This window comes from Streptomyces sp. NPDC000134 (assembly GCF_042899225.1).
Lineage (GTDB): Bacteria > Actinomycetota > Actinomycetes > Streptomycetales > Streptomycetaceae > Streptomyces.
Genome location: NZ_JBIAZN010000034.1, coordinates 24,423 through 41,614 on the forward strand (window position 1 = coordinate 24,423; position 17,192 = coordinate 41,614).

17 protein-coding genes and 1 tRNA gene are annotated in these 17,192 nt (G+C 73.2%); 7 read left to right on the plus strand and 11 right to left on the minus strand.

Going from position 1 to position 17,192, the window contains the following annotated elements:
- Positions 1-167 precede the first annotated feature (167 nt).
- Positions 168-764, plus strand: a complete 597-nt coding sequence (locus tag ACFY32_RS32865) for a histidine phosphatase family protein (protein WP_359192363.1) — start codon at positions 168-170, stop codon at positions 762-764.
- Positions 765-777: 13 nt separating this feature from the next.
- On the opposite strand, the gene ACFY32_RS32870 is transcribed toward ACFY32_RS32865, so the two are convergent.
- On the minus strand, positions 778-2,181 hold the full coding sequence (locus tag ACFY32_RS32870; RefSeq protein WP_390676230.1) for a hypothetical protein: 1,404 nt from the start codon (positions 2,179-2,181) through the stop codon (positions 778-780).
- Positions 2,182-2,481: 300 nt separating this feature from the next.
- Between ACFY32_RS32870 and ACFY32_RS32875 the strand changes: the two genes are divergently transcribed.
- Both ACFY32_RS32875 and ACFY32_RS32880 read left to right on the plus strand, forming a co-directional pair.
- A complete protein-coding gene (locus tag ACFY32_RS32875; protein WP_359192666.1) occupies positions 2,482-2,871 on the plus strand; it encodes a hypothetical protein in 390 nt (129 codons plus the stop codon).
- Positions 2,872-2,904: 33 nt separating this feature from the next.
- Positions 2,905-3,774 carry a fused MFS/spermidine synthase gene (locus tag ACFY32_RS32880; protein WP_359192357.1) on the plus strand — a complete coding sequence of 290 codons (870 nt, stop codon included), beginning with the start codon at positions 2,905-2,907 and terminating at the stop codon, positions 3,772-3,774.
- Positions 3,775-3,778: 4 nt separating this feature from the next.
- Here the strand turns inward: ACFY32_RS32880 and ACFY32_RS32885 are convergent, their stop codons facing one another.
- Positions 3,779-4,309, minus strand: a complete 531-nt coding sequence (locus tag ACFY32_RS32885; RefSeq protein WP_359192353.1) for a hypothetical protein — start codon at positions 4,307-4,309, stop codon at positions 3,779-3,781.
- A 98-nt stretch (positions 4,310-4,407) separates the two neighbouring features.
- Between ACFY32_RS32885 and ACFY32_RS32890 the strand changes: the two genes are divergently transcribed.
- Both ACFY32_RS32890 and ACFY32_RS32895 read left to right on the plus strand, forming a co-directional pair.
- Positions 4,408-5,112, plus strand: coding sequence for a response regulator transcription factor (locus ACFY32_RS32890; RefSeq protein ID WP_390676231.1), 705 nt, complete (start codon positions 4,408-4,410; stop codon positions 5,110-5,112).
- Positions 5,109-6,521: an ATP-binding protein gene (locus ACFY32_RS32895; RefSeq protein WP_390676232.1), complete on the plus strand. Its 1,413-nt coding sequence runs from the start codon at positions 5,109-5,111 to the stop codon at positions 6,519-6,521. The genes ACFY32_RS32890 and ACFY32_RS32895 overlap by 4 nt, the downstream gene beginning before the upstream one ends.
- 118 nt (positions 6,522-6,639) lie before the next feature.
- Here the strand turns inward: ACFY32_RS32895 and ACFY32_RS32900 are convergent, their stop codons facing one another.
- The 4 genes from ACFY32_RS32900 to ACFY32_RS32915 form a co-directional block, all read right to left on the minus strand.
- Entirely contained in the window at positions 6,640-8,082 is a 1,443-nt protein-coding gene (locus tag ACFY32_RS32900) for a GH1 family beta-glucosidase (RefSeq protein ID WP_390676233.1), read from the minus strand.
- Between the two features lie 126 nt (positions 8,083-8,208).
- A complete protein-coding gene (locus tag ACFY32_RS32905; RefSeq protein WP_359192341.1) occupies positions 8,209-9,120 on the minus strand; it encodes a carbohydrate ABC transporter permease in 912 nt (303 codons plus the stop codon).
- A gap of 12 nt (positions 9,121-9,132) precedes the next feature.
- Positions 9,133-10,143, minus strand: a complete 1,011-nt coding sequence (locus tag ACFY32_RS32910; RefSeq protein ID WP_359192664.1) for a sugar ABC transporter permease — start codon at positions 10,141-10,143, stop codon at positions 9,133-9,135.
- 5 nt (positions 10,144-10,148) lie between these two features.
- Positions 10,149-11,474 (minus strand): extracellular solute-binding protein, encoded by a 1,326-nt coding sequence (locus ACFY32_RS32915; RefSeq protein ID WP_359192338.1) that lies wholly within the window; start codon positions 11,472-11,474, stop codon positions 10,149-10,151.
- 352 nt (positions 11,475-11,826) lie between these two features.
- Between ACFY32_RS32915 and ACFY32_RS32920 the strand changes: the two genes are divergently transcribed.
- Complete coding sequence (locus ACFY32_RS32920; RefSeq protein ID WP_359192335.1) at positions 11,827-12,882, plus strand: LacI family DNA-binding transcriptional regulator; 1,056 nt, start codon at positions 11,827-11,829, stop codon at positions 12,880-12,882.
- A gap of 329 nt (positions 12,883-13,211) precedes the next feature.
- Here the strand turns inward: ACFY32_RS32920 and ACFY32_RS32925 are convergent, their stop codons facing one another.
- Both ACFY32_RS32925 and ACFY32_RS32930 read right to left on the minus strand, forming a co-directional pair.
- A complete protein-coding gene (locus ACFY32_RS32925; RefSeq protein ID WP_390676234.1) occupies positions 13,212-13,427 on the minus strand; it encodes a helix-turn-helix domain-containing protein in 216 nt (71 codons plus the stop codon).
- Positions 13,428-13,532: 105 nt separating this feature from the next.
- Positions 13,533-14,174 (minus strand): HAD family hydrolase, encoded by a 642-nt coding sequence (locus ACFY32_RS32930; RefSeq protein WP_359192329.1) that lies wholly within the window; start codon positions 14,172-14,174, stop codon positions 13,533-13,535.
- Between the two features lie 135 nt (positions 14,175-14,309).
- Here ACFY32_RS32930 and ACFY32_RS32935 point away from each other — a divergent pair, with 135 nt between their 5' ends.
- Positions 14,310-14,849, plus strand: coding sequence for a flavoprotein (locus tag ACFY32_RS32935; protein ID WP_359192326.1), 540 nt, complete (start codon positions 14,310-14,312; stop codon positions 14,847-14,849).
- A 96-nt stretch (positions 14,850-14,945) separates the two neighbouring features.
- On the opposite strand, the gene ACFY32_RS32940 is transcribed toward ACFY32_RS32935, so the two are convergent.
- From ACFY32_RS32940 to ACFY32_RS32950, 3 genes are all read right to left on the minus strand, one after another.
- Positions 14,946-15,018, minus strand: a tRNA-His gene (locus tag ACFY32_RS32940).
- A gap of 97 nt (positions 15,019-15,115) precedes the next feature.
- Positions 15,116-15,718 carry an oligoribonuclease gene (orn, locus tag ACFY32_RS32945; protein WP_359192323.1) on the minus strand — a complete coding sequence of 201 codons (603 nt, stop codon included), beginning with the start codon at positions 15,716-15,718 and terminating at the stop codon, positions 15,116-15,118.
- 130 nt (positions 15,719-15,848) lie between these two features.
- Entirely contained in the window at positions 15,849-17,090 is a 1,242-nt protein-coding gene (locus ACFY32_RS32950; RefSeq protein WP_359192320.1) for a helix-turn-helix domain-containing protein, read from the minus strand.
- Positions 17,091-17,192: the final 102 nt, after the last annotated feature.

Below are 17,192 nucleotides of genomic sequence, written 5' to 3' on the forward strand. Positions count from 1 at the left end.
CGCGTACCCCGCCGGTGCCGGGCGAGTCACTCTACGACGTACGCGGGCACGGGACGGGGAACGCCCCCCGGCCCGGATAGACGCCGGTTCCGCCCCCCGGGTTGCCCGCTCCGGCGGTGCGCGATGATGGAGAGGTCAGCCGACATTCCTCCCGGAAAGGCCCCTCCATGGCACCGCGCATCCTGCTGGCCCGGCACGGACAGACGGAGTGGTCGCTGTCCGGCAGACACACCGGCCGGACCGATGTGCCGCTGCTGGAGGAGGGCCGGCGCGGCGCCAAGCTGCTCGGCGAGCGCCTGCACCGGGCGCCGTTCGACGGCGTGCCCGGCGCCGAGGTCCGCACCAGCCCGCTCGTCCGCGCCCGCGAGACGTGCGAACTGGCCGGGTTCGGCGACCGTGCGCGCACCTGGGACGCGCTCATGGAGTGGGACTACGGGTCGTACGAGGGCATGACGCCCGCGGAGATACAGGCGGTCCGGCCGGGCTGGCTGATCTGGCGCGACGGCGTCCCCGGGGGCGAGGGCACGGCGGAGGTCGCCGCACGCGCGGACCAGGTGGTCGCCTGGGCCCGGGAGGCCGACCGGGACGTCCTGGTCTTCGCCCACGGCCACATCCTGCGCTCCATCGGCGCCCGCTGGCTCGGCCTGCCGCTGGACTTCGCCGCCCGGATACGCCTGAACCCGACCTCCCTGTCGGTGCTCGGCTGGGCGTACGGCGAACCGGCGATCGAGCAGTGGAACGACCTGGGCCACCTGGCGGGCTGACGCCCCCGGCGGATCACACCGGGCGGGCGAGGGCCGCGTGGCGGTGCAGGAAGTCCGCCACCCCGGGCGACCGCCGGTACGGCAGCAGCACCCGGGCGGTACCGGCCAGCATGGTCCGCACCCGGCAGGACTGCACCTCGCCGAACAGGTCCAGGACCCGCGTCCCGGCCGCCGCCGCCTCGTCGGGCCGGCCGCCGCGGGCGAGGTCCTGGGCGAGTTCCGCCGAGTACAGGGCGATGTTGCGGGTGAAGTGCGGGTCCTGGAGGTCCCGCGCCCGCCGCGCGTGCCGGGCCGCCCGCGGCCAGTCGCCCAGCGCCGACCAGCACTGCGCCTCCAGGCCCGCCAGCTCCGCCTCCCCGAAGAAGGTCATCCACTCCGGGTCGGCGTCCGAGGGGCCCCTCTCGAAGCGGGCCTGCGCGCGGGCGAGCGCCTGAGCGCAGGCGGCGCGGTCGGCGAGCCCCGCCCAGCTTCCCGCCTCGCGCAGCGCGAGCAGCGACAGCAGCCGGTCGGAGCCCAGCGAACGCGCGGCGCGCTGCGCGGCCTGCGTGGCCCGCAGCGCCTCGCGGGGCCGCCCGGCGTCCCGCGCGAGGAACGCCGTATTGCAGAACGCGTGCGCCTCCAGGGCCGTGTCACCGGTCGTCCGGGCGGTCGCCAGCGCCTCCGCGTAGTGGGAGCGCGCGTCGTCGAGACGCCCCGAGTCGTGGGCCAGCCAGCCCACCGAGACGGACAGCCCACCGGCGGCCGCGGCGAGCCGGTCCGAGGTCGCCTGCCGCGTCGCACCGGCGTCCAGCAGCGCGTACGCGGCGCGCAGCGGTCCCCGGGCGCGCCGGTACAGTCCGTCGGCGCCGTGCCGGTCGTCCAGCAGCCGGAGCCGGCGGACGGCCGCCTCCAGGGCGCCCGCGTCGCTCGCGCCGGGGCGGCGCACGGGGTGCCGGGCCGCCGCGGCGTCCAGGGCGAGGCCCAGCGGGCCCAGCGAGGCGGCGGCCACGGTGGCGCCGCCGGTCATGAATGCGCGACGCAGCACGTCGCTCTCCTCGTCGTCGGGGTGCGGGATGTACGGCTTGCGCGGGGCGAGCGGGCTGTACGGGTCGCGGGCCCCCGGTGTCTCACCGGCGGGCCGGGCCCGGCGGCCGCGGACCGACGCCCGGGGCTCGAACCCCAGGTCGGTGAGCGTGCTGCCGGGGAACATGTGCAGGAACACCCGCTCGTACGCGTAGTTGGGGCAGCGGATCTCGCCCGACTCGACCCGGCCGACGTAGCGGGCGTCGCAGCTCACCCGCTCGCCGATCTCGCGTGCGGCCCGGCGCACCGCCGCGGCGAACTCGGCCGGTGAGCGCCGGCCGCGCAACTGCCGGAAGACGAGGTTGGGCCGCGCTGGCCGCTCGGGCTGGTGGGACGTCACCGACGACGACGCCATGGCCGGGTCCTCTCGTGCGAACCGAACCGTCGAACCGTGCCGGATGCGGCGTGAGTCGGGGGAATCCGCCCTGGAGCCGCCCTGTTCCCGGCGGAGAAGAACGTACCGGCTGTGACGGCTCCGGCACACGTTGTTTACCTACAAACCGGATATCTCACCTGTGATCTGCCATGAAGTGCCATTTTTTGCGACGCGTTCGTGCCGTTGCCGTTGCCGCTCCGACGCGTTGAACCCGGTGGACCGGGAGACCCTCGACTCCCGGCCGCTCGTCCCGGGAGGGGTTGCGTGGTGGAGGCCGTGATGGAGACCAGCCGGATCAGCGGACCCGGAGGCGGCCGTGCCGCCTGCGAGGTCGTCACCGTGCCGGCCCGGCAGGGACTGGAGGCCGTCGACATCCTCAGACGGGGGGCGGCCGGCGAGGCGGAGGTGGGCCCCGTCCTGCACGACGACGACTGCGACACCCTGGGCTTCCTGGTGCCCCCCGGCACCGCCGCCGCGTGGAACATGCCGGGCAGCACCTGTACGGAGACCGACGGCCGGGCGGTCGCCCCCGCCCCCCGCCCCCCGGTGGCCGGCGCGCAGTGGCTGCTGCCGCCCGACGAGGCCGACCCGGCCACCGATCCGGCCGTGCTGCGGGCGGCGCTCGGCGAGGCGGCCCGGCTGATCGAGGCCGCGGACAACTGCCGCTGAGGCCCTCCCGGCGGGTGCCGGGATAATGGCCGGATGGGAAAGTCAGGGAAGGACCGGCGCGGACGCGGTGCCGCCGACACCGTGGTCGAGCAGGTCGACGGCGGGCTCGCCGAGCTGGTCCCCGACCGGGACCGGCCGCGCGCCCGGACCCTGCTGATCGACGGCGCCCCGCAGTCCCACGTGGACCTGGACGACCCGGCCCGGCTGTCCTTCGAGTACCAGCGCCGCTTCGGCCACGTCGTGGACCTGGCCGCGCCGCCGGGCCGGCCCCTGCGCGCCGTGCACCTGGGCGGCGGCGCGTTCACGCTCGCCCGGTACGTCGCCGCCACCCGGCCCCGCTCCACCCAGCAGGTCGTCGAACGGGACGCCGCCCTCGTCCGGTTGGTCCGCCGGGAACTGCCGCTCGACCCCGGCGCCCGAATCCGGGTCCGCTCCGCCGACGCCCGCGCGGGACTCGCCAAGGTGCCCGAGAGCTGGGCCGGGCTGATCGTCGCCGACGTGTTCAGCGGGGCCCGTACCCCGGCCCATCTGACCTCGACCGAGTTCCTGGACGAGGTCCGCCGGGCCCTCGCGCCGGACGGCGTCTATACGGCCAACCTCGCCGACGGACCGCCCCTGGCGCACCTGCGCGGCCAGATCGCCACCGCCGCCGGCCGCTTCGCCCACCTCGCGCTGATCGCCGACCCCGCCGTGCTGCGCGGCAGACGCTTCGGCAACGCCGTCCTGGTCGCCTCCGACGCGCCCCTGCCGCTCGCCGAGCTGACCCGCCGGGCCGCCTCCGACCCGCACCCCGCGCGGGTGGAGCACGGCAGGGCGCTGACCGACTTCACCGGCGGCGCGGTGCCCGTCACCGACGCCGCCGCGGTGGCCTCGCCCGCGCCTCCGGACTCGGTGTTCCGCTGAGCGGTCAGTAGGTGCCGATCTCCACCCGGGGCGGCCCGTCGTGCCAGGTGCAGAACACCGAGACGCGGTCCGCGCCCGAGGCGAACTCCACCCGGACCCACTTCTCCGTCTTCCACACCCGCATCGACCAGTCGGCGGCCGGTGTCGCCGACACCAGCGACGCCGAGGCCCCGCCCAGGTCGAACACCGCGCGGCCGCCCTCGGTGTCGTAGCCGCGCACCCCGTCCGAGGGGCCGGGGGAGGGGGCCGGGGACCGCGAGGGGGACGCGGCCGGGGTGCGGGAGGGCGCCGGGTCCGGGCCGGGGGCCGTCACGGCGGGCGTCGGGTCCGGGGCGGGCGGCGGCGCCGGCCGGCTGGTCGAGGACGCCGCCGGCGCCGACTCCCGCGCGCTCGCCTCCACCGCCGTGACCGGCAGCGCGCGGGGCGGGTCGTACGCCGTGTCCGCCATGACCGTGTGCACGCCCCACCACGACAGCGTGGCCGCCGCGCCGGTGGCGAGCAGCCAGGCCAGTACGTGTACGAGTCCTCTGCGCATCGCGGCCATCCTGCCGCACGCGCCTCGCGACTGTCGCCCGCCGGGAGCCGTCCACAGGCCGGCACCCGCTCTTCCCGGCATGGCGTACGGTGCCGCCCATGGCAAGTGTGCTCGTGGTCGAGGACGACCAGTTCGTACGCTCCGCGCTCATCCGGCACCTGACCGAGGCCACGCACACCGTGCGCAGTGTCGGCACCGCGCTGGAGGCGCTGCGCGAGGTCGCCCATCTCCGCTTCGACGTGGTGATCCTGGACCTCGGGCTGCCCGATCTCGACGGGTCCGAGGCCCTGAAGATGATGCGCGGCATCACCGACGTCCCGGTGATCGTCGCCACCGCCCGCGACGACGAGACGGAGATCGTCCGCCTGCTCAACGCGGGCGCGGACGACTACCTCACCAAGCCCTTCTCCGTGGAGCACCTCTCCGCGCGGATGGCCGCCGTACTGCGCCGCGCCCGCTCCGGACCCGCCGAGGCCCCGCCGTCCACCGTGCTCCGGGTCGGCGGCCTCGCCGTCGACCCGCTGCGCCGCCAGGCCGAGCTGGACGGCGTCCGACTGGACCTGACCCGCCGCGAGTTCGACCTGCTGGCCTTCCTCGCCGGCCGGCCGGGCGTGGTCGTGGCCCGCAGGGAACTGCTCGCCGAGGTCTGGCAGCAGTCCTACGGCGACGACCAGACCATCGACGTCCATCTGTCCTGGCTGCGGCGCAAGCTCGGCGAGACCGCCGCCCGGCCGCGCTATCTGCACACCCTGCGCGGCGTCGGCGTGAAGCTGGAGCCGCCCGGCGGGGAGCCGCCGCGATGAGGTGGGCCCTGGTCAAGGTGGCGCTGGCGGTGACCGCGATGGTGGTGGTCGCCTTCGCGGTGCCGCTCGGACTGGTCGTCCGGGAGATGGCCCGGGACCGGGCGTTCGCGGGTGCCGAGCGGGAGGCCGCCGCCGTCGCCCCGGCGCTGTCCATCACCACCGACCGGGACCAGTTGGAGCGCGTGGTGGCCGCCGCCGGCTCCGACGGCGCCCGGATGGCCGTGCACATCCCGCCGGCCGGGGCCGCCCGGGACGGCGTCGGCATCGGCCGCAGCCGTGCCCCCGCCCAGGACATCACCGCCGTACGGAAGCTGGGCCGCGCCTCCACCACCGAGGTGCCCGGCGGGTCCACCCTGCTCCAGCCGGTCGCCATCGGCTCCGGCGAGATCGCCGTCGTCGAGGTCTACGTCCCCGACTCCGAGGTCGGCGACGGCGTGGGCACGGCCTGGGCGGTGCTCGCCGCGGTCGGTGCCGCGCTGATCGTCGGCTCGGTCGCGGTCGCCGACCGACTGGGCGTGCGGATGGTCGGGCCCGCGCGGCGCCTGGTCGAGGGGGCGCGCGAACTGGGCGAGGGCAGGCTGGGCGCCCGCGTGCCCGAGGAGGGGCCGACCGAACTGCGCCTGGCGGCGGTCGCGTTCAACTCCATGGCCGACCAGGTCGTCGGACTCCTCGCCGGCGAACGGGAACTGGCCGCCGACCTCTCCCACCGGCTGCGCACCCCGCTCACCGTGCTCCGGCTCAACGCCGCCTCGCTGGGCGGGAGTCCGGCCGCCGAGCAGACCCGGGCCGCGGTCGAGCAACTGGAGCGCGAGGTCGACACCATCATCCGCACCGCCAGGCAGGCCAAGCCGCGCACGGCCCCGGCCGGACCCGGCGCCGGGTGCGACGCCGCCGAGGTGGTCCGCGAACGCATGGGGTTCTGGTCGGCGCTGGCCGAGGACGAGGGCCGCACCTGGCGGATGGCCGGCGCCGACCGGCCGGTGCGGATACCCGTGGCCCGCGCCGACCTGGCCGCCGCCCTCGACGCCCTGCTCGGCAACGTCTTCCGGCACACCCCGGAGGGCACCGCCTTCGCGGTCGACGTGCACAACGCCGAGGACGCGGTGATCGTCCTCGTCTCGGACGCGGGGCCCGGCATCGCCGACCCCGGGGCCGCGATGGCGCGCGGCCGGGGCTCGGGCACCGACGGATCGACCGGCCTCGGCCTGGACATCGCGCGCCGGCTCGCGGAGTCCACCGGCGGGGACGTGCGGATCGGCTCCTCCGTGCTGGGCGGCACCGAGGTACGGCTCTGGCTCCAGCTCGACGGCCGCGCGGCACCGGTGCGGAGGGGGCACCGCGGGGGCGTGCGACGGCGCCGGCGGTTCCGCCGGACCGGCACCTTCGACCGCTCCCGGTCCCTGCCCTGAGCGCGCCCCGAGATCACCGGTCGCCGCCCGGACCGGGCCCGCCGCCGCGTACGTACGGGGCGCGGCACCCCCGCCGGATGCCGCGCCCCCTTCCCCCGCTCCCCCCGGTGCGGTGGCTCTATTCGGCCGCGTCGTCCAGCGGCGGCAGCGTTCCCGTCCGGGCGGCGCGGCTGTACCACAGGGCGCTGGCCTTCGGCGTGCGCTCCATGGAGACGTAGTCGACGTAGACCGCGCCGAACCGCTTCTCGTAGCCGTACGCCCACTCGAAGTTGTCCAGCAGGGACCACAGGTAGTAGCCCCGCACGTCCGCGCCGTCGGCGATGGCCCGGCGGACCGCCGCGAGGTGGCCGCGCAGATAGGCGACCCGCTCGGGGTCGTTGACCTGGCCGTCGGAGTCCGGCTTGTCGTCGTAGGCGGCGCCGTTCTCCGTGATGTAGAGCGGCAGCCCGGGGACCTCGCGGGTGTAGCGCATGATCAGCTCGTGCAGGCCGGTCGGGTCGACGGTCCAGCCCATCTCGGTCTGCTCGCCCGGCGTCTGGTGGAACGCCACGTCCTCCGCGGCCGGCCACGGCGAGAAGGCGCTGTCCCCGTGGCCGTCGGACCGCGGACCGCGGGCGTCCGCGTCGGCGGCCGACACCAGGGTCGGGGTGTAGTAGTTCAGGCCGAGCGCGTCCAGCGGCTGGCGGATGGTGGCGAGGTCGCCGTCCTGCACGTAGGACCAGTCGGTGACCGACGCGGTCGCCTCGAAGAGGTGCTCGGGGTAGGCGCCGTGCAGGATCGGGCCGTGGAAGATGCCGCCGGACAGGTCGTCGATCTTGCGGGCCGCGACCAGGTCCTCCGGGCGCCGCGACAGCGGCCGGACCACGGAGGTGTTCAGGCTCAGCGCCACCGTGTTGCGGGCCGGCATCGCCGCGCGCAGCGCGACCGTACCCAGCCCGTGCGCCAGGTTGAGGTGGTGGGCGGCGCGCAGCGCGGCCGCGTGGTCGGTCCGGCCCGGGGCGTGCACACCGGAGCCGTAGCCGAGGAAGGCGCTGCACCAGGGCTCGTTGAGCGTGATCCACTGCTCCACGCGGTCACCGAGCGCCTCGCCGAGGATCTGCGCGTACTCGGCGAAGCGGTACGCCGTGTCCCGCTCGGGCCAGCCGCCGGCGTCCTCCAGCTCCTGCGGCAGGTCCCAGTGGTACAGGGTGACGGCGGGCTTGATGCCCTTGGCCAGCAGCTCGTCGACCAGCTTGCGGTAGAAGTCCAGGCCGCGCTGGACGGCGGGGCCGCGCCCGGTGGGCTGCACCCGGGACCAGGAGACGGAGAAGCGGTAGGCGTTCAGCCCCAGGTCCGCCATGAGCGCCACGTCGTCGCGGTAGCGGTGGTAGTGGTCGACAGCGATGTCACCGGTGTCGCCGCCGGCCGTCTTCCCCGGCGTGTGGCTGAAGGTGTCCCAGATCGACGGGGTGCGGCCGTCCTCGCGCACCGCCCCCTCGATCTGGTACGCGGAGGTCGCGGCGCCCCAGAGGAAGGCGGGCGGGAAGGTCACCGGGGTCTCCGGCGTGGCGGAATCAGGCATGGAAGCGCTCCCATAAGAGGTCGGTGAAGACCGGCGAATTACAGAGGGGGGAGGGGAGGGAGAGAGGAAGGAAGACAGGGGAGGGAAGGGGCCGGGGCGACTCTGGCCCGGCCCCGCACGCGGGCGTCAGCCCTTGACCGCGCCCTGCATGATGCCGCCCACGATCTGCTTGCCGAAGATCGCGAAGACGAGCAGCAGCGGCAGCGTACCGAGCAGCGCGCCGGCCATGATCAGGGACTGGTCGGGCGTGTAGCCGCGGCCGAGGCCGGCCACCGCGACCTGCACGGTCGGGTTGCCGTTCTGGGTGAGCACCAGGAACGGCCAGAGGAAGTCGTTCCAGGTCTGCACGAACATCAGCATGCCCAGCACCGCCATCGCGGGCCGCGCCGCCGGGAACACCACGTGCCAGATCACGCGCCAACTGCTCGCGCCGTCCACCCGGGCCGCCTCGATGATCTCGTCGGGCAGCGCCTGGAGCAGGTACTGCCGCATGAAGAACACACCGAAGGCGCTCACCAGCGACGGCAGGATCACCGCCTGGAGCTGGTCGGTCCAGTCCAGCTTGGCGACCATCATGTACAGCGGGATGATGCTGAGCTGCGGCGGCACCATCATGGTGCCGATCACGATCAGCATCAGGGCGTTGCGGCCCTTGAACCGCAGCTTGGCGAAGGCGAACCCGGCGATCGTCGACAGGAAGACGATGGTCACCGCCGAGACGCCCGCCACGATCGTGGTGTTGAGGAACGCCTCGCCCAGGTTGGCGTCGGTCCAGGCCATCTCCAGCTTGTCGAACAGGTTGCCGCCGAACCACAGGGGCGGCGGCGTCTGCGCGAGGCGCTGGTTGTCGCGGGAGGCGGCGATCGCCGTCCACACCAGCGGGGCCAGCGAGCCGAAGGTGAACAGCGCCAGGATGATGTACGCGATCGGACCGGCGTGCATCTGTCCGCCCGCGCGTGCCGCCTTGGAGCGCCGGCCGCGCTTCGGCGGCGGGGGCGGGGCCGGATCGGCCGGGGGTTTGGTCAGGGTCGTCGTCACGGCCGGTTCTCCTTAACTACTGGCGCGCAGCCGGCGCGAGATGACGGAGTTGATGACCCCGATCACGATGAGGATCAGGAACATCGTCCAGGCGATCGCGGAGGCGCGGCCCAGGTGCTGGTTGACCCAGCCCTGCTCGTACAGGTAGAGCCCGAGCGTCTGGAACTGGTGCTGGGAGCCGCCGGAGGCCCCCTTGTTGGCGTCGAACAGCAGCGGCTCGCCGAAGACCTGGGAGGCGCCGATGGTCGAGACGATCACCGTGAACAGGATCGTCGGACGCAGCGAGGGCAGCGTGACGTGCAGGAACTGCCGCCACCGGCTGGCACCGTCCAGCGCCGCCGACTCGTACAGGTCGTGCGGGATCGCCTGCATGGCGGCCAGGTAGATCAGCGCGTTGTATCCGGTCCAGCGCCAGATGACGATGGAGGAGACGGCGAACTGCGAGGACCAGTGGCCGTTCTGCCAGTCGATGTTGTCGATGCCGACCAGGCCGAGCACCCAGTTGATCATGCCGTAGTCACGGCCGAACAGCAGCACGAACACCAGCGAGGCGGCGGCGATCGACGTCGCGTACGGGGCCAGCATGACCACGCGGTAGAACGTCGAGCCGCGCAGCTTGTAGTTGAGGATGTGGGCGAGGCCCATCGCCATCAGCAACTGCGGCACCGTGGAGATGATGCCGATGGTCAGCGTGTTCTTCGCCGCGTTCCAGAAGAAGTCGTCGTCGAAGATCCGGGTGTAGTTCTTCAGGCCGACCCAGCTCATGTCGGTCGGCGCGGTCAGCTCCACCTGGTGCAGCGAGGCCCAGCCCGTGTAGATCAGCGGGAACAGACCGAAGGCGATGAACAGGAGGAAGAACGGCGAGACGAACGCGTACGGGCTCCAGCGCATGTCGCGCTGCCACCGGCGGGAGAGCCGGGCCCGCTTCTTCGCCGACTCGGCACTCGCCCCGGCGGCCGGGGGGCGGCCCGGGGCCGCGCCCCCCTCGACGGGGGGCGCGGCGGTGTCGTGCTCGGTCGTCATTCCGGTCACTGGTCCAGGTTGTTGTCGATGGTCTTGGTGGCCGTCTCCCAGGCCTCCTTGGCGGACTTGCCCTGGGTGACCAGGACGACGCCGTTGTCCGTCAGACCCTGCTGGATGATCTGGTCCTTCGGGCCGATCACCTGGGCCGGGATGTCCGCGGCGGCCTTGGCGAAGATGTCACCGATCGGCGCGTCACCCGTCATGGTGTTCTTGGCGCCCGTGACCTGCGACAGCTTGTACGCGCCCGGGGCGCTCGGGAAGCTGCCCTGCACGGCGAAGAGCTTGGCCTGCTGCTCCGGCGCGGTCAGCCAGGCGACCAGCTTCTGCGCCTCCTCGACGTGCTTGCCGCTCTTGGGCACGCCCAGGAAGGTGCCGCCCCAGTTGCCGGACTTCGGCGCCGCGGCCACGTCCCACTTGCCGGCGGCGTCCGGCTGGGACTTGCCCTTGAGGTAGCCGAGCATCCACGGCGGGCAGACGACGGAGGCGAACTTGCCGTTCGCGATCGTCTGGTCCCAGGCCGGCTGGAACTGGGTCTGGGACTGGACCAGGCCCTCCTCGGCGGCCTTCGCGGTCAGGTCGAACGCCGACTTGACGGCCGGGTTGTCCTTGTAGATGACCTTGCCGGAGGCGTCGTAGAACTTCTCGGACTCACTGCTGAGGATGGCGTTGAGCAGACCGCCGGGGGAGTCCATGAAGGCGGTGCCCGAGGGGGCCTTCTTCTTGTAGTCCTCGCCCGCGTCGACCAGCTTCGACCAGTCGCCCGCCCACAGCTTGCCGACCTCCTCGCGGTCGGTCGGCAGACCCGCCTTCTCGAAGAGGTCCTTGCGGTAACAGATGGCCATCGGGCCGATGTCGGTGCCCAGACCCACGGCCTGGCCGTCCTTGGTGGCGCCCTGCTGCCACTTCCAGTCGAGCCAGTTCTCCTTCTTCACACCCTCGGCCTTGGACATGTCCACGAACTTGTCGGCCTGGGTGTTGACCACCTCGGCGATGTTGCCGACTTCGATGGCCTGGACGTCCTGGAGGCCGCTGTTGGTGGTGAGGTGGTTGACAAGAGCGGGGTAGTAGTTCTCGTTCCGCTCGGTGACGTTCTCTTCGATCTTGATATCGGGGTTGAGCTTCTCGTACTCCTTGTACAGGCCGGCTTCCTTGAAGCCCTGGGTGCCGAACAGGCCGAGGGTGATGGTCGTCTTGCCGCTGCTGTCACCGGACGACGAGCTGGAGTCGTCTCCGCCGTCGTCGGCACAGCCGGCCAGCAGCCCGGCGCCCAACGATGCGACGGCCGCGATGGCCAGCGCCCGGCGGGCGGTTGTCGTGCGTGCTGCTCGCATTGCGTCCTCCTGTTGCCCTGACGTGCCGACCCCCCGGCCAACTGCATTGTTGGGCCCGTTTGTTCATCGTCGTTCTTCGCTGCGGCTCGGGCGGGGAACGTGCGGGATGTGTATGTGCCAGGTACTGTGGGAGCGCTCCCACAAGTGATGTGTTGAAGAGTCGCGGGTCCGAGCGGGGGTGTCAAGGGAGCGGACGCGAGGAAGTGCGTTCAGTTATCGGCCTGTTAACTGGACGGTGATGTTGGTGTGCGAGGCCCGGCCCGGATCGCCGTCCCGGTCATCACACCGGTCGGGCCTGTTAAATTCCAGGCCAGCCGCAGAGAGTGCGGGGAGTCGACGGGAGGCGGAGCCGATGGCAGGCCACGGGGCGCGTGGGCGGAGCGGTGGCCGGCCCACCCTCGAAGAAGTGGCGGCACGTGCCGGGGTCGGCCGGGGCACCGTCTCGCGGGTGATCAATGGCTCCCCCCGGGTGAGTGACGCGACGCGTGCGGCGGTGGAGGCGGCGGTCGCGGAACTGGGTTACGTCCCGAACACCGCGGCCCGCGCCCTGGCCGCCAACCGTACCGACGCCATCGCCCTGGTGGTGCCGGAGCCGGAGACCAGGTTCTTCGCCGAGCCCTACTTCTCGGACATCCTGCGGGGCGTCGGGGCGGAGCTGTCCGACACCGAGATGCAGTTGCTGCTGATCTTCGCGGGCAGCGACCGGGAGCGGCAGCGGCTCGCCCAGTACCTGGCCGCCCACCGGGTGGACGGGGTCCTGCTGGTCTCGGTGCACGCCGACGACCCGCTGCCGGACCTGCTGGCCCAACTGGAGATACCGGCGGTGATCAGCGGCCCCCGGTCGGCGGCGGAGCGGCTCGCCTCGGTCGACTCGGACAACTACGGCGGCGCCCGCTCGGCCGTCGAGCACCTGCTCTCCCGGGGCCGGCACCGGATAGCCCACATCACCGGCCGCCTGGACGTGTACGGCGCCCAGCGCCGCGTCGACGGCTACCGGGACGCCCTGCTGGACGCGGGGCACGGCGCGGACGCGGGGCTGATCGAGGCGGGGGACTTCTCCGAGGAGGGCGGCAGGCGCGCGATGGCGGCGCTCCTTGAGCGCCGCCCGGACCTGGACGCGGTGTTCGCCGCCTCGGACGTGACCGCGGCCGGTGCCCGTCAGGTGCTGCGCGAGGCGGGGCGGCGCATCCCTCAGGACGTGGCGCTGGTCGGCTACGACGACTCGGCGATCGCCCGGCACATGGAGCCGCCGCTGACCAGTGTGCGGCAGCCGATAGTGGAGATGGGCCGGGCGATGATCGATCTGCTGCTGACGGAGATCGCCGACCGCCGTCCGGCGGCCTCCCGGGGCCTGGAGCGGCAGCAGGTGGTGCTGGCCACACGGCTGATGGAACGGGCGTCGTCCTGAGCGGGCGCCTCCGGCGGGGGCGCGAAAGGGCTGGTGAGGGGCGGGCCCGCGGTGCCGGTCGGAGAGAACGGCTGGGTGAGGGGGCGGACGAGATCCGCCGCCCGACGGTGAGCGCGTGGGACGGCTGGGGGTGGGCTCGTGGGACGGCCGCGCGGAAACGGCCGGATCGGGACGAGTGCGCGAAACGGCCGGTGGTCTTCTTGAGTTCGATGACGCCGGATGACGCGGATGAGACTTCGTGTTCCTGCCCTTTGAGCATGTTCGGCGAGCGTGGGCGTGTACCACGCCCTACTTCGCCTGACTCCGACCGTTGAGCGGAGCGGGGCCCGTCACCGGCCGGGCGGGCTGTCCGGTGACGGGCCGTGCGTCCATCCACGACGGGGCGCGTGGACGGACGCGCCCGCTGGGCGGGCGCCCCGCTCGACGGCCTTGATCATGGGGAGGGAGAGGAAGGCGGCGCGGGCGAGCTGCTTCTGCGTCATCCGGCGGGTGCGGCGGATGGTGGCGATGCGCTGGCCTACCTCGCGCGGGCTGAGGCTGGGCATACCGGCTCCGTTCGTGCGTCCACTCCGAACGGTAGTCACGCGGTGACGCCGCGGGTGTGCGAACGGCCCTGCCCAGTCTGAAAGGGCTGGACCGTTCCGTTGCCGCTACTCGCGCACGAGGGCGGAGAGTTCGTCGAGGCTGCCGATCCGCCAGTCCGCCGTCGCCACGACCTCCGGGTCGTCAGCCCACAGGTGTCCCCACGGACCGCGCCGCAGGTGCGCGGTGCGCAGCCCGGCCGCCGCCGCGGGCAGCGTGTCGTTGGCCGGGTGGTCACCCACGTACAGCGTCTCGCCCGGCGCCGCCTGCCCGGCCTCGACCGCGCGCCGGAAGAACTCGGGGTCCGGCTTGGCCACGCCCCACTCCCCGGACGTCGCCACCACGTCGGCCGGCAGGCCCAGCCCGCGCAGGAGTGCGCCCGCGCGGGCGGTCTGGTTCCCGGCGACGACGATGCGCAGACCGAAGTCGCGCAGCGCGGCGAGGGCGGGCCGGACGTCGTCGTACAGGTCCCTGTCGTCCAGGTACTCGCCGCGGCCGGCGGCCTCTCGTGCGGCGTACTCGGCCGGGATGTCGATGCCGGGCCGGATGAGACGCAGCGCGTCGGCGTTGTCCTGTCCGCGGGCGACGACGGCGCCGACGAGGGCGGAGACGGTGTGCCGGGGGACGTCGAGCCAGTCGGCCCAGGCTGCCCAGTACCGGTCGTCGCGGGTGAGGGTTTCGCCGATGTCGAAGATCACTGCGCGAATCATGCGGGCAGCGTACCCAGGCGTGACAGAACTGCGGTTCCGTGTTCCCGCCGTTCCCACAGCGCCGGGACGAGATCAAGGTCTGGCCCGTTTCCACAGGGGTTTGCGCGCGCTGGCCGAGCGCTGTGGACTGCGCGCATGACCCGAGTGCTCTACCTCATCGCCTGCGCCGCCGGCCCCACCCAGTACGTCGATGAAGGGGTGTGCGCCGCCCAGGCCGACGGCTGGGACGTGTGCCTGATCCTCACCCCGTCCGCCGCCGCCTGGTGGGAGTCGCGGATGCAGGAACTGGTCGGGCTGACCGGGCATCCGGTGCGGTCGCGGTACAAGCTGCCGTGGGAGAAGGACGTGCTGCCGAAGGCAGACGCGATGCTGGTGGCGCCGATGTCGTGCACCACGCTGAACAAGTGGGGGGCTGGAATCAGCGACACCCTGGCGATCGGTGTCCCGTCGGAGGCGGTGCACATGGGGGTGCCCGTCGTGGCGATGCCCTACTTCAACCAGGCACAGGGCTCACAGCCCGCAGTGACTCGCTCGATCGCCGTGTTGCGGGAACAGGGTGTTCTCGTCCTCGACGGGCCGGACGGGTACGAGGCGCATCAGCCGAAGCGGGGGAACCCGAAGTCGTACCCCTGGGACAAGGCGCTTGCCGGCGTGCGGCGGCAGGCGGGTCTCTGACCGTCGAGCATGACGGAACGGCGCCAGCCGTTCCCGAGGCGCTGGAACGCGATCAAGGTCTGACCCGTTTTCACAGGCCAGACCTTGATCGATCAGGGTGAGTGACGGGACTTGAACCCGCGACTTCCTGGACCACAACCAGGTGCTCTACCAGCTGAGCTACACCCACCATGACCGGTACCGGGACTCCGTGGTGGTTTCCCCTACCGGCCGAGAAAAAGTGTACAGGGTCCGAAGGGGTGCTCGCGCCCGCCTTCTCCGGGGCCCTACCGGGCGGGCAGGACGTGCTTGGCCGCGATGGCCTTGGCGGTCTCCGAGTCGGGGCCGGGCTGCGGGACGAAGACGGCCTCGCGGTAGTAGCGCAGCTCGGCGATGGACTCGCGGATGTCGGCCAGCGCGCGGTGGTTGCCGTTCTTCTCCGGACTGTTGAAGTACGCCCTCGGGTACCAGCGGCGGGCCAGCTCCTTGATCGAGGAGACGTCCACGATCCGGTAGTGCAGGTAGTCCTCCAGGGTCGGCATGTCCCGCAGCAGGAAGCCGCGGTCGGTGCCGACGGAGTTGCCGCACAGCGGGGCCTTGCCGGGCTCCTTCACGTGCTCCCGCACGTACGCGAGGACGCGCTCCTCGGCGTCGGCCAGGGTGGTGCCGGCGTCCAGCTCGGCGAGCAGACCGGAGGCGGTGTGCATCTGGCGCACCACGTCCGGCATGGTCCGCAGGGCCTGGTCCGGCGGGCGGATGACGATGTCGACGCCTTCGCCGAGGATGTTCAGCTCGGAGTCGGTGACGAGGGCGGCCACCTCGATGAGCGCGTCGTCGGACAGCGAGAGGCCGGTCATCTCGCAGTCGATCCACACCATGCGATCGTTCATGCGAACACCCTACGGCCGGTGTTCCCCTTTCCGGTCCCCGGCGGTCGCGCGGGCCCCGGACCCCGGGCGCGCGGGCCCCGGACCCCGGGCGCCGGACGGGCTGGAAGGTCCCGTCCGGCGCCCGGCGGATTCACGTCGCGCTGCGCTGCCCCGGCAGGCTGGGGCGGCTGCCCGCGTACGCCTCCCGGCCGGTCTCGGCGGCGGAGGCCGCGGCCGGGACGGCGGACGGATGGCGGCGGGACTGGAACGGCACCGCGTTCTCCGGGTGGAGCGCGGCGGGCTGCTGCCCGGCCGGTTCCGCCGGCGCCGGGGAGCGGCCGGTGCCCTCGCCCGCCTCCGCCGGGCGGTCGCCCTGCGGGCGGCGGGCCCGGTACGCGGCCCGGTACGCCGCCGGGGACGAGCCGAGCTGGCGGCGGAAGTGCCCGCGCAGCGCCACCGGCGAACGGAAGCCGCAGCGGCCCGCGACCTCGTCCACCGAGTAGTCGGACGTCTCCAGCAGCCGCTGCGCCTGGAGCACCCGCTGGGTGATCAGCCACTGCAGCGGCGCGCTCCCGGTGAGCGAGCGGAACCGGCGGTCGAAGGTACGGCGGCTCATGTACGCGCGTGCGGCCAGCGTCTCCACGTCGAACTGCTCGTGGAGGTGCTCCAGCGCCCAGGCGACGACCTCGGCGAGCGGGTCGGCGCCGATCTCCTCGGGTAAAGACCTGTCGAGGTAGCGCTCCTGGCCGCCGGACCGGCGCGGGGGGACCACCAGGCGCCGGGCGAGCGCGCCGGCCGCCTCGTTGCCGTGGTCCGTGCGCACGATGTGCAGACAGAGGTCGATCCCGGCCGCGGTGCCCGCCGAGGTCAGCACGTCGCCGTCGTCGACGAACAGCTCCCGCGGGTCGACGTGCACCGACGGGTAGCGCTTGGCCAGCGTCGGCGCGTACATCCAGTGCGTGGTGGCGGGACGGCCGTCCAGCAGCCCGGCGGCGGCCAGCACGAAGGCGCCGGTGCACAGCCCGACGATGCGGGCGCCCTCCTCGTGCGCGCGGCGCAGCGCGTCGAGCGCCTCCTCCGGCGGTGGCGAGGTGATCGACCGCCAGGCGGGGACCACCACGGTCCCGGCCCGGGAGATCGCTTCCAGGCCGTGCGGCGCGGTGAGTTCCAGGCCCCCCGTGGTCCGCAGCGGGCCCTCCTCGCCGGCCGCCACCAGCAGCCGGTAGCGGGGCACGCCGGCGTCCTGGCGGTCGATGCCGAACACCGACAGCGGTATGGAACTCTCGAAGATGGGGCCGCCGCTGAACAGCAGCACCGCGACGATCTCCTTGCGGCGTCGCCCGGAGAGCTTCCGGGCCGCGGCTTCCGGCGCGGCAGCGGAGTCGTGGCTCATACTGCTAAGACCGTGTCCTACGTGGTGAGGCGTCGTTGAGTTCGGTATGGGGCGGGGTACGTGGAGTTGGATTGTTCCGGACGGGTTGTGGGAGATCGCGAA

Bases quoted from the DNA above. Each gene is read 5' to 3' on its own strand.
- ACFY32_RS32865 (WP_359192363.1), top strand. From the start codon at position 168: ATGGCACCGCGCATCCTGCTGGCCCGGCACGGACAGACGGAGTGGTCG.
- ACFY32_RS32870 (WP_390676230.1), bottom strand. From the start codon at position 2,181: ATGGCGTCGTCGTCGGTGACGTCCCACCAGCCCGAGCGGCCAGCGCGG.
- ACFY32_RS32875 (WP_359192666.1), top strand. From the start codon at position 2,482: ATGGAGACCAGCCGGATCAGCGGACCCGGAGGCGGCCGTGCCGCCTGC.
- ACFY32_RS32880 (WP_359192357.1), top strand. From the start codon at position 2,905: ATGGGAAAGTCAGGGAAGGACCGGCGCGGACGCGGTGCCGCCGACACC.
- ACFY32_RS32885 (WP_359192353.1), bottom strand. From the start codon at position 4,309: ATGCGCAGAGGACTCGTACACGTACTGGCCTGGCTGCTCGCCACCGGC.
- ACFY32_RS32890 (WP_390676231.1), top strand. From the start codon at position 4,408: ATGGCAAGTGTGCTCGTGGTCGAGGACGACCAGTTCGTACGCTCCGCG.
- ACFY32_RS32895 (WP_390676232.1), top strand. From the start codon at position 5,109: ATGAGGTGGGCCCTGGTCAAGGTGGCGCTGGCGGTGACCGCGATGGTG.
- ACFY32_RS32900 (WP_390676233.1), bottom strand. From the start codon at position 8,082: ATGCCTGATTCCGCCACGCCGGAGACCCCGGTGACCTTCCCGCCCGCC.
- ACFY32_RS32910 (WP_359192664.1), bottom strand. From the start codon at position 10,143: ATGACGACCGAGCACGACACCGCCGCGCCCCCCGTCGAGGGGGGCGCG.
- ACFY32_RS32915 (WP_359192338.1), bottom strand. From the start codon at position 11,474: ATGCGAGCAGCACGCACGACAACCGCCCGCCGGGCGCTGGCCATCGCG.
- ACFY32_RS32920 (WP_359192335.1), top strand. From the start codon at position 11,827: ATGGCAGGCCACGGGGCGCGTGGGCGGAGCGGTGGCCGGCCCACCCTC.
- ACFY32_RS32925 (WP_390676234.1), bottom strand. From the start codon at position 13,427: ATGCCCAGCCTCAGCCCGCGCGAGGTAGGCCAGCGCATCGCCACCATC.
- ACFY32_RS32930 (WP_359192329.1), bottom strand. From the start codon at position 14,174: ATGATTCGCGCAGTGATCTTCGACATCGGCGAAACCCTCACCCGCGAC.
- ACFY32_RS32935 (WP_359192326.1), top strand. From the start codon at position 14,310: ATGACCCGAGTGCTCTACCTCATCGCCTGCGCCGCCGGCCCCACCCAG.
- orn (WP_359192323.1), bottom strand. From the start codon at position 15,718: ATGAACGATCGCATGGTGTGGATCGACTGCGAGATGACCGGCCTCTCG.
- ACFY32_RS32950 (WP_359192320.1), bottom strand. From the start codon at position 17,090: ATGAGCCACGACTCCGCTGCCGCGCCGGAAGCCGCGGCCCGGAAGCTC.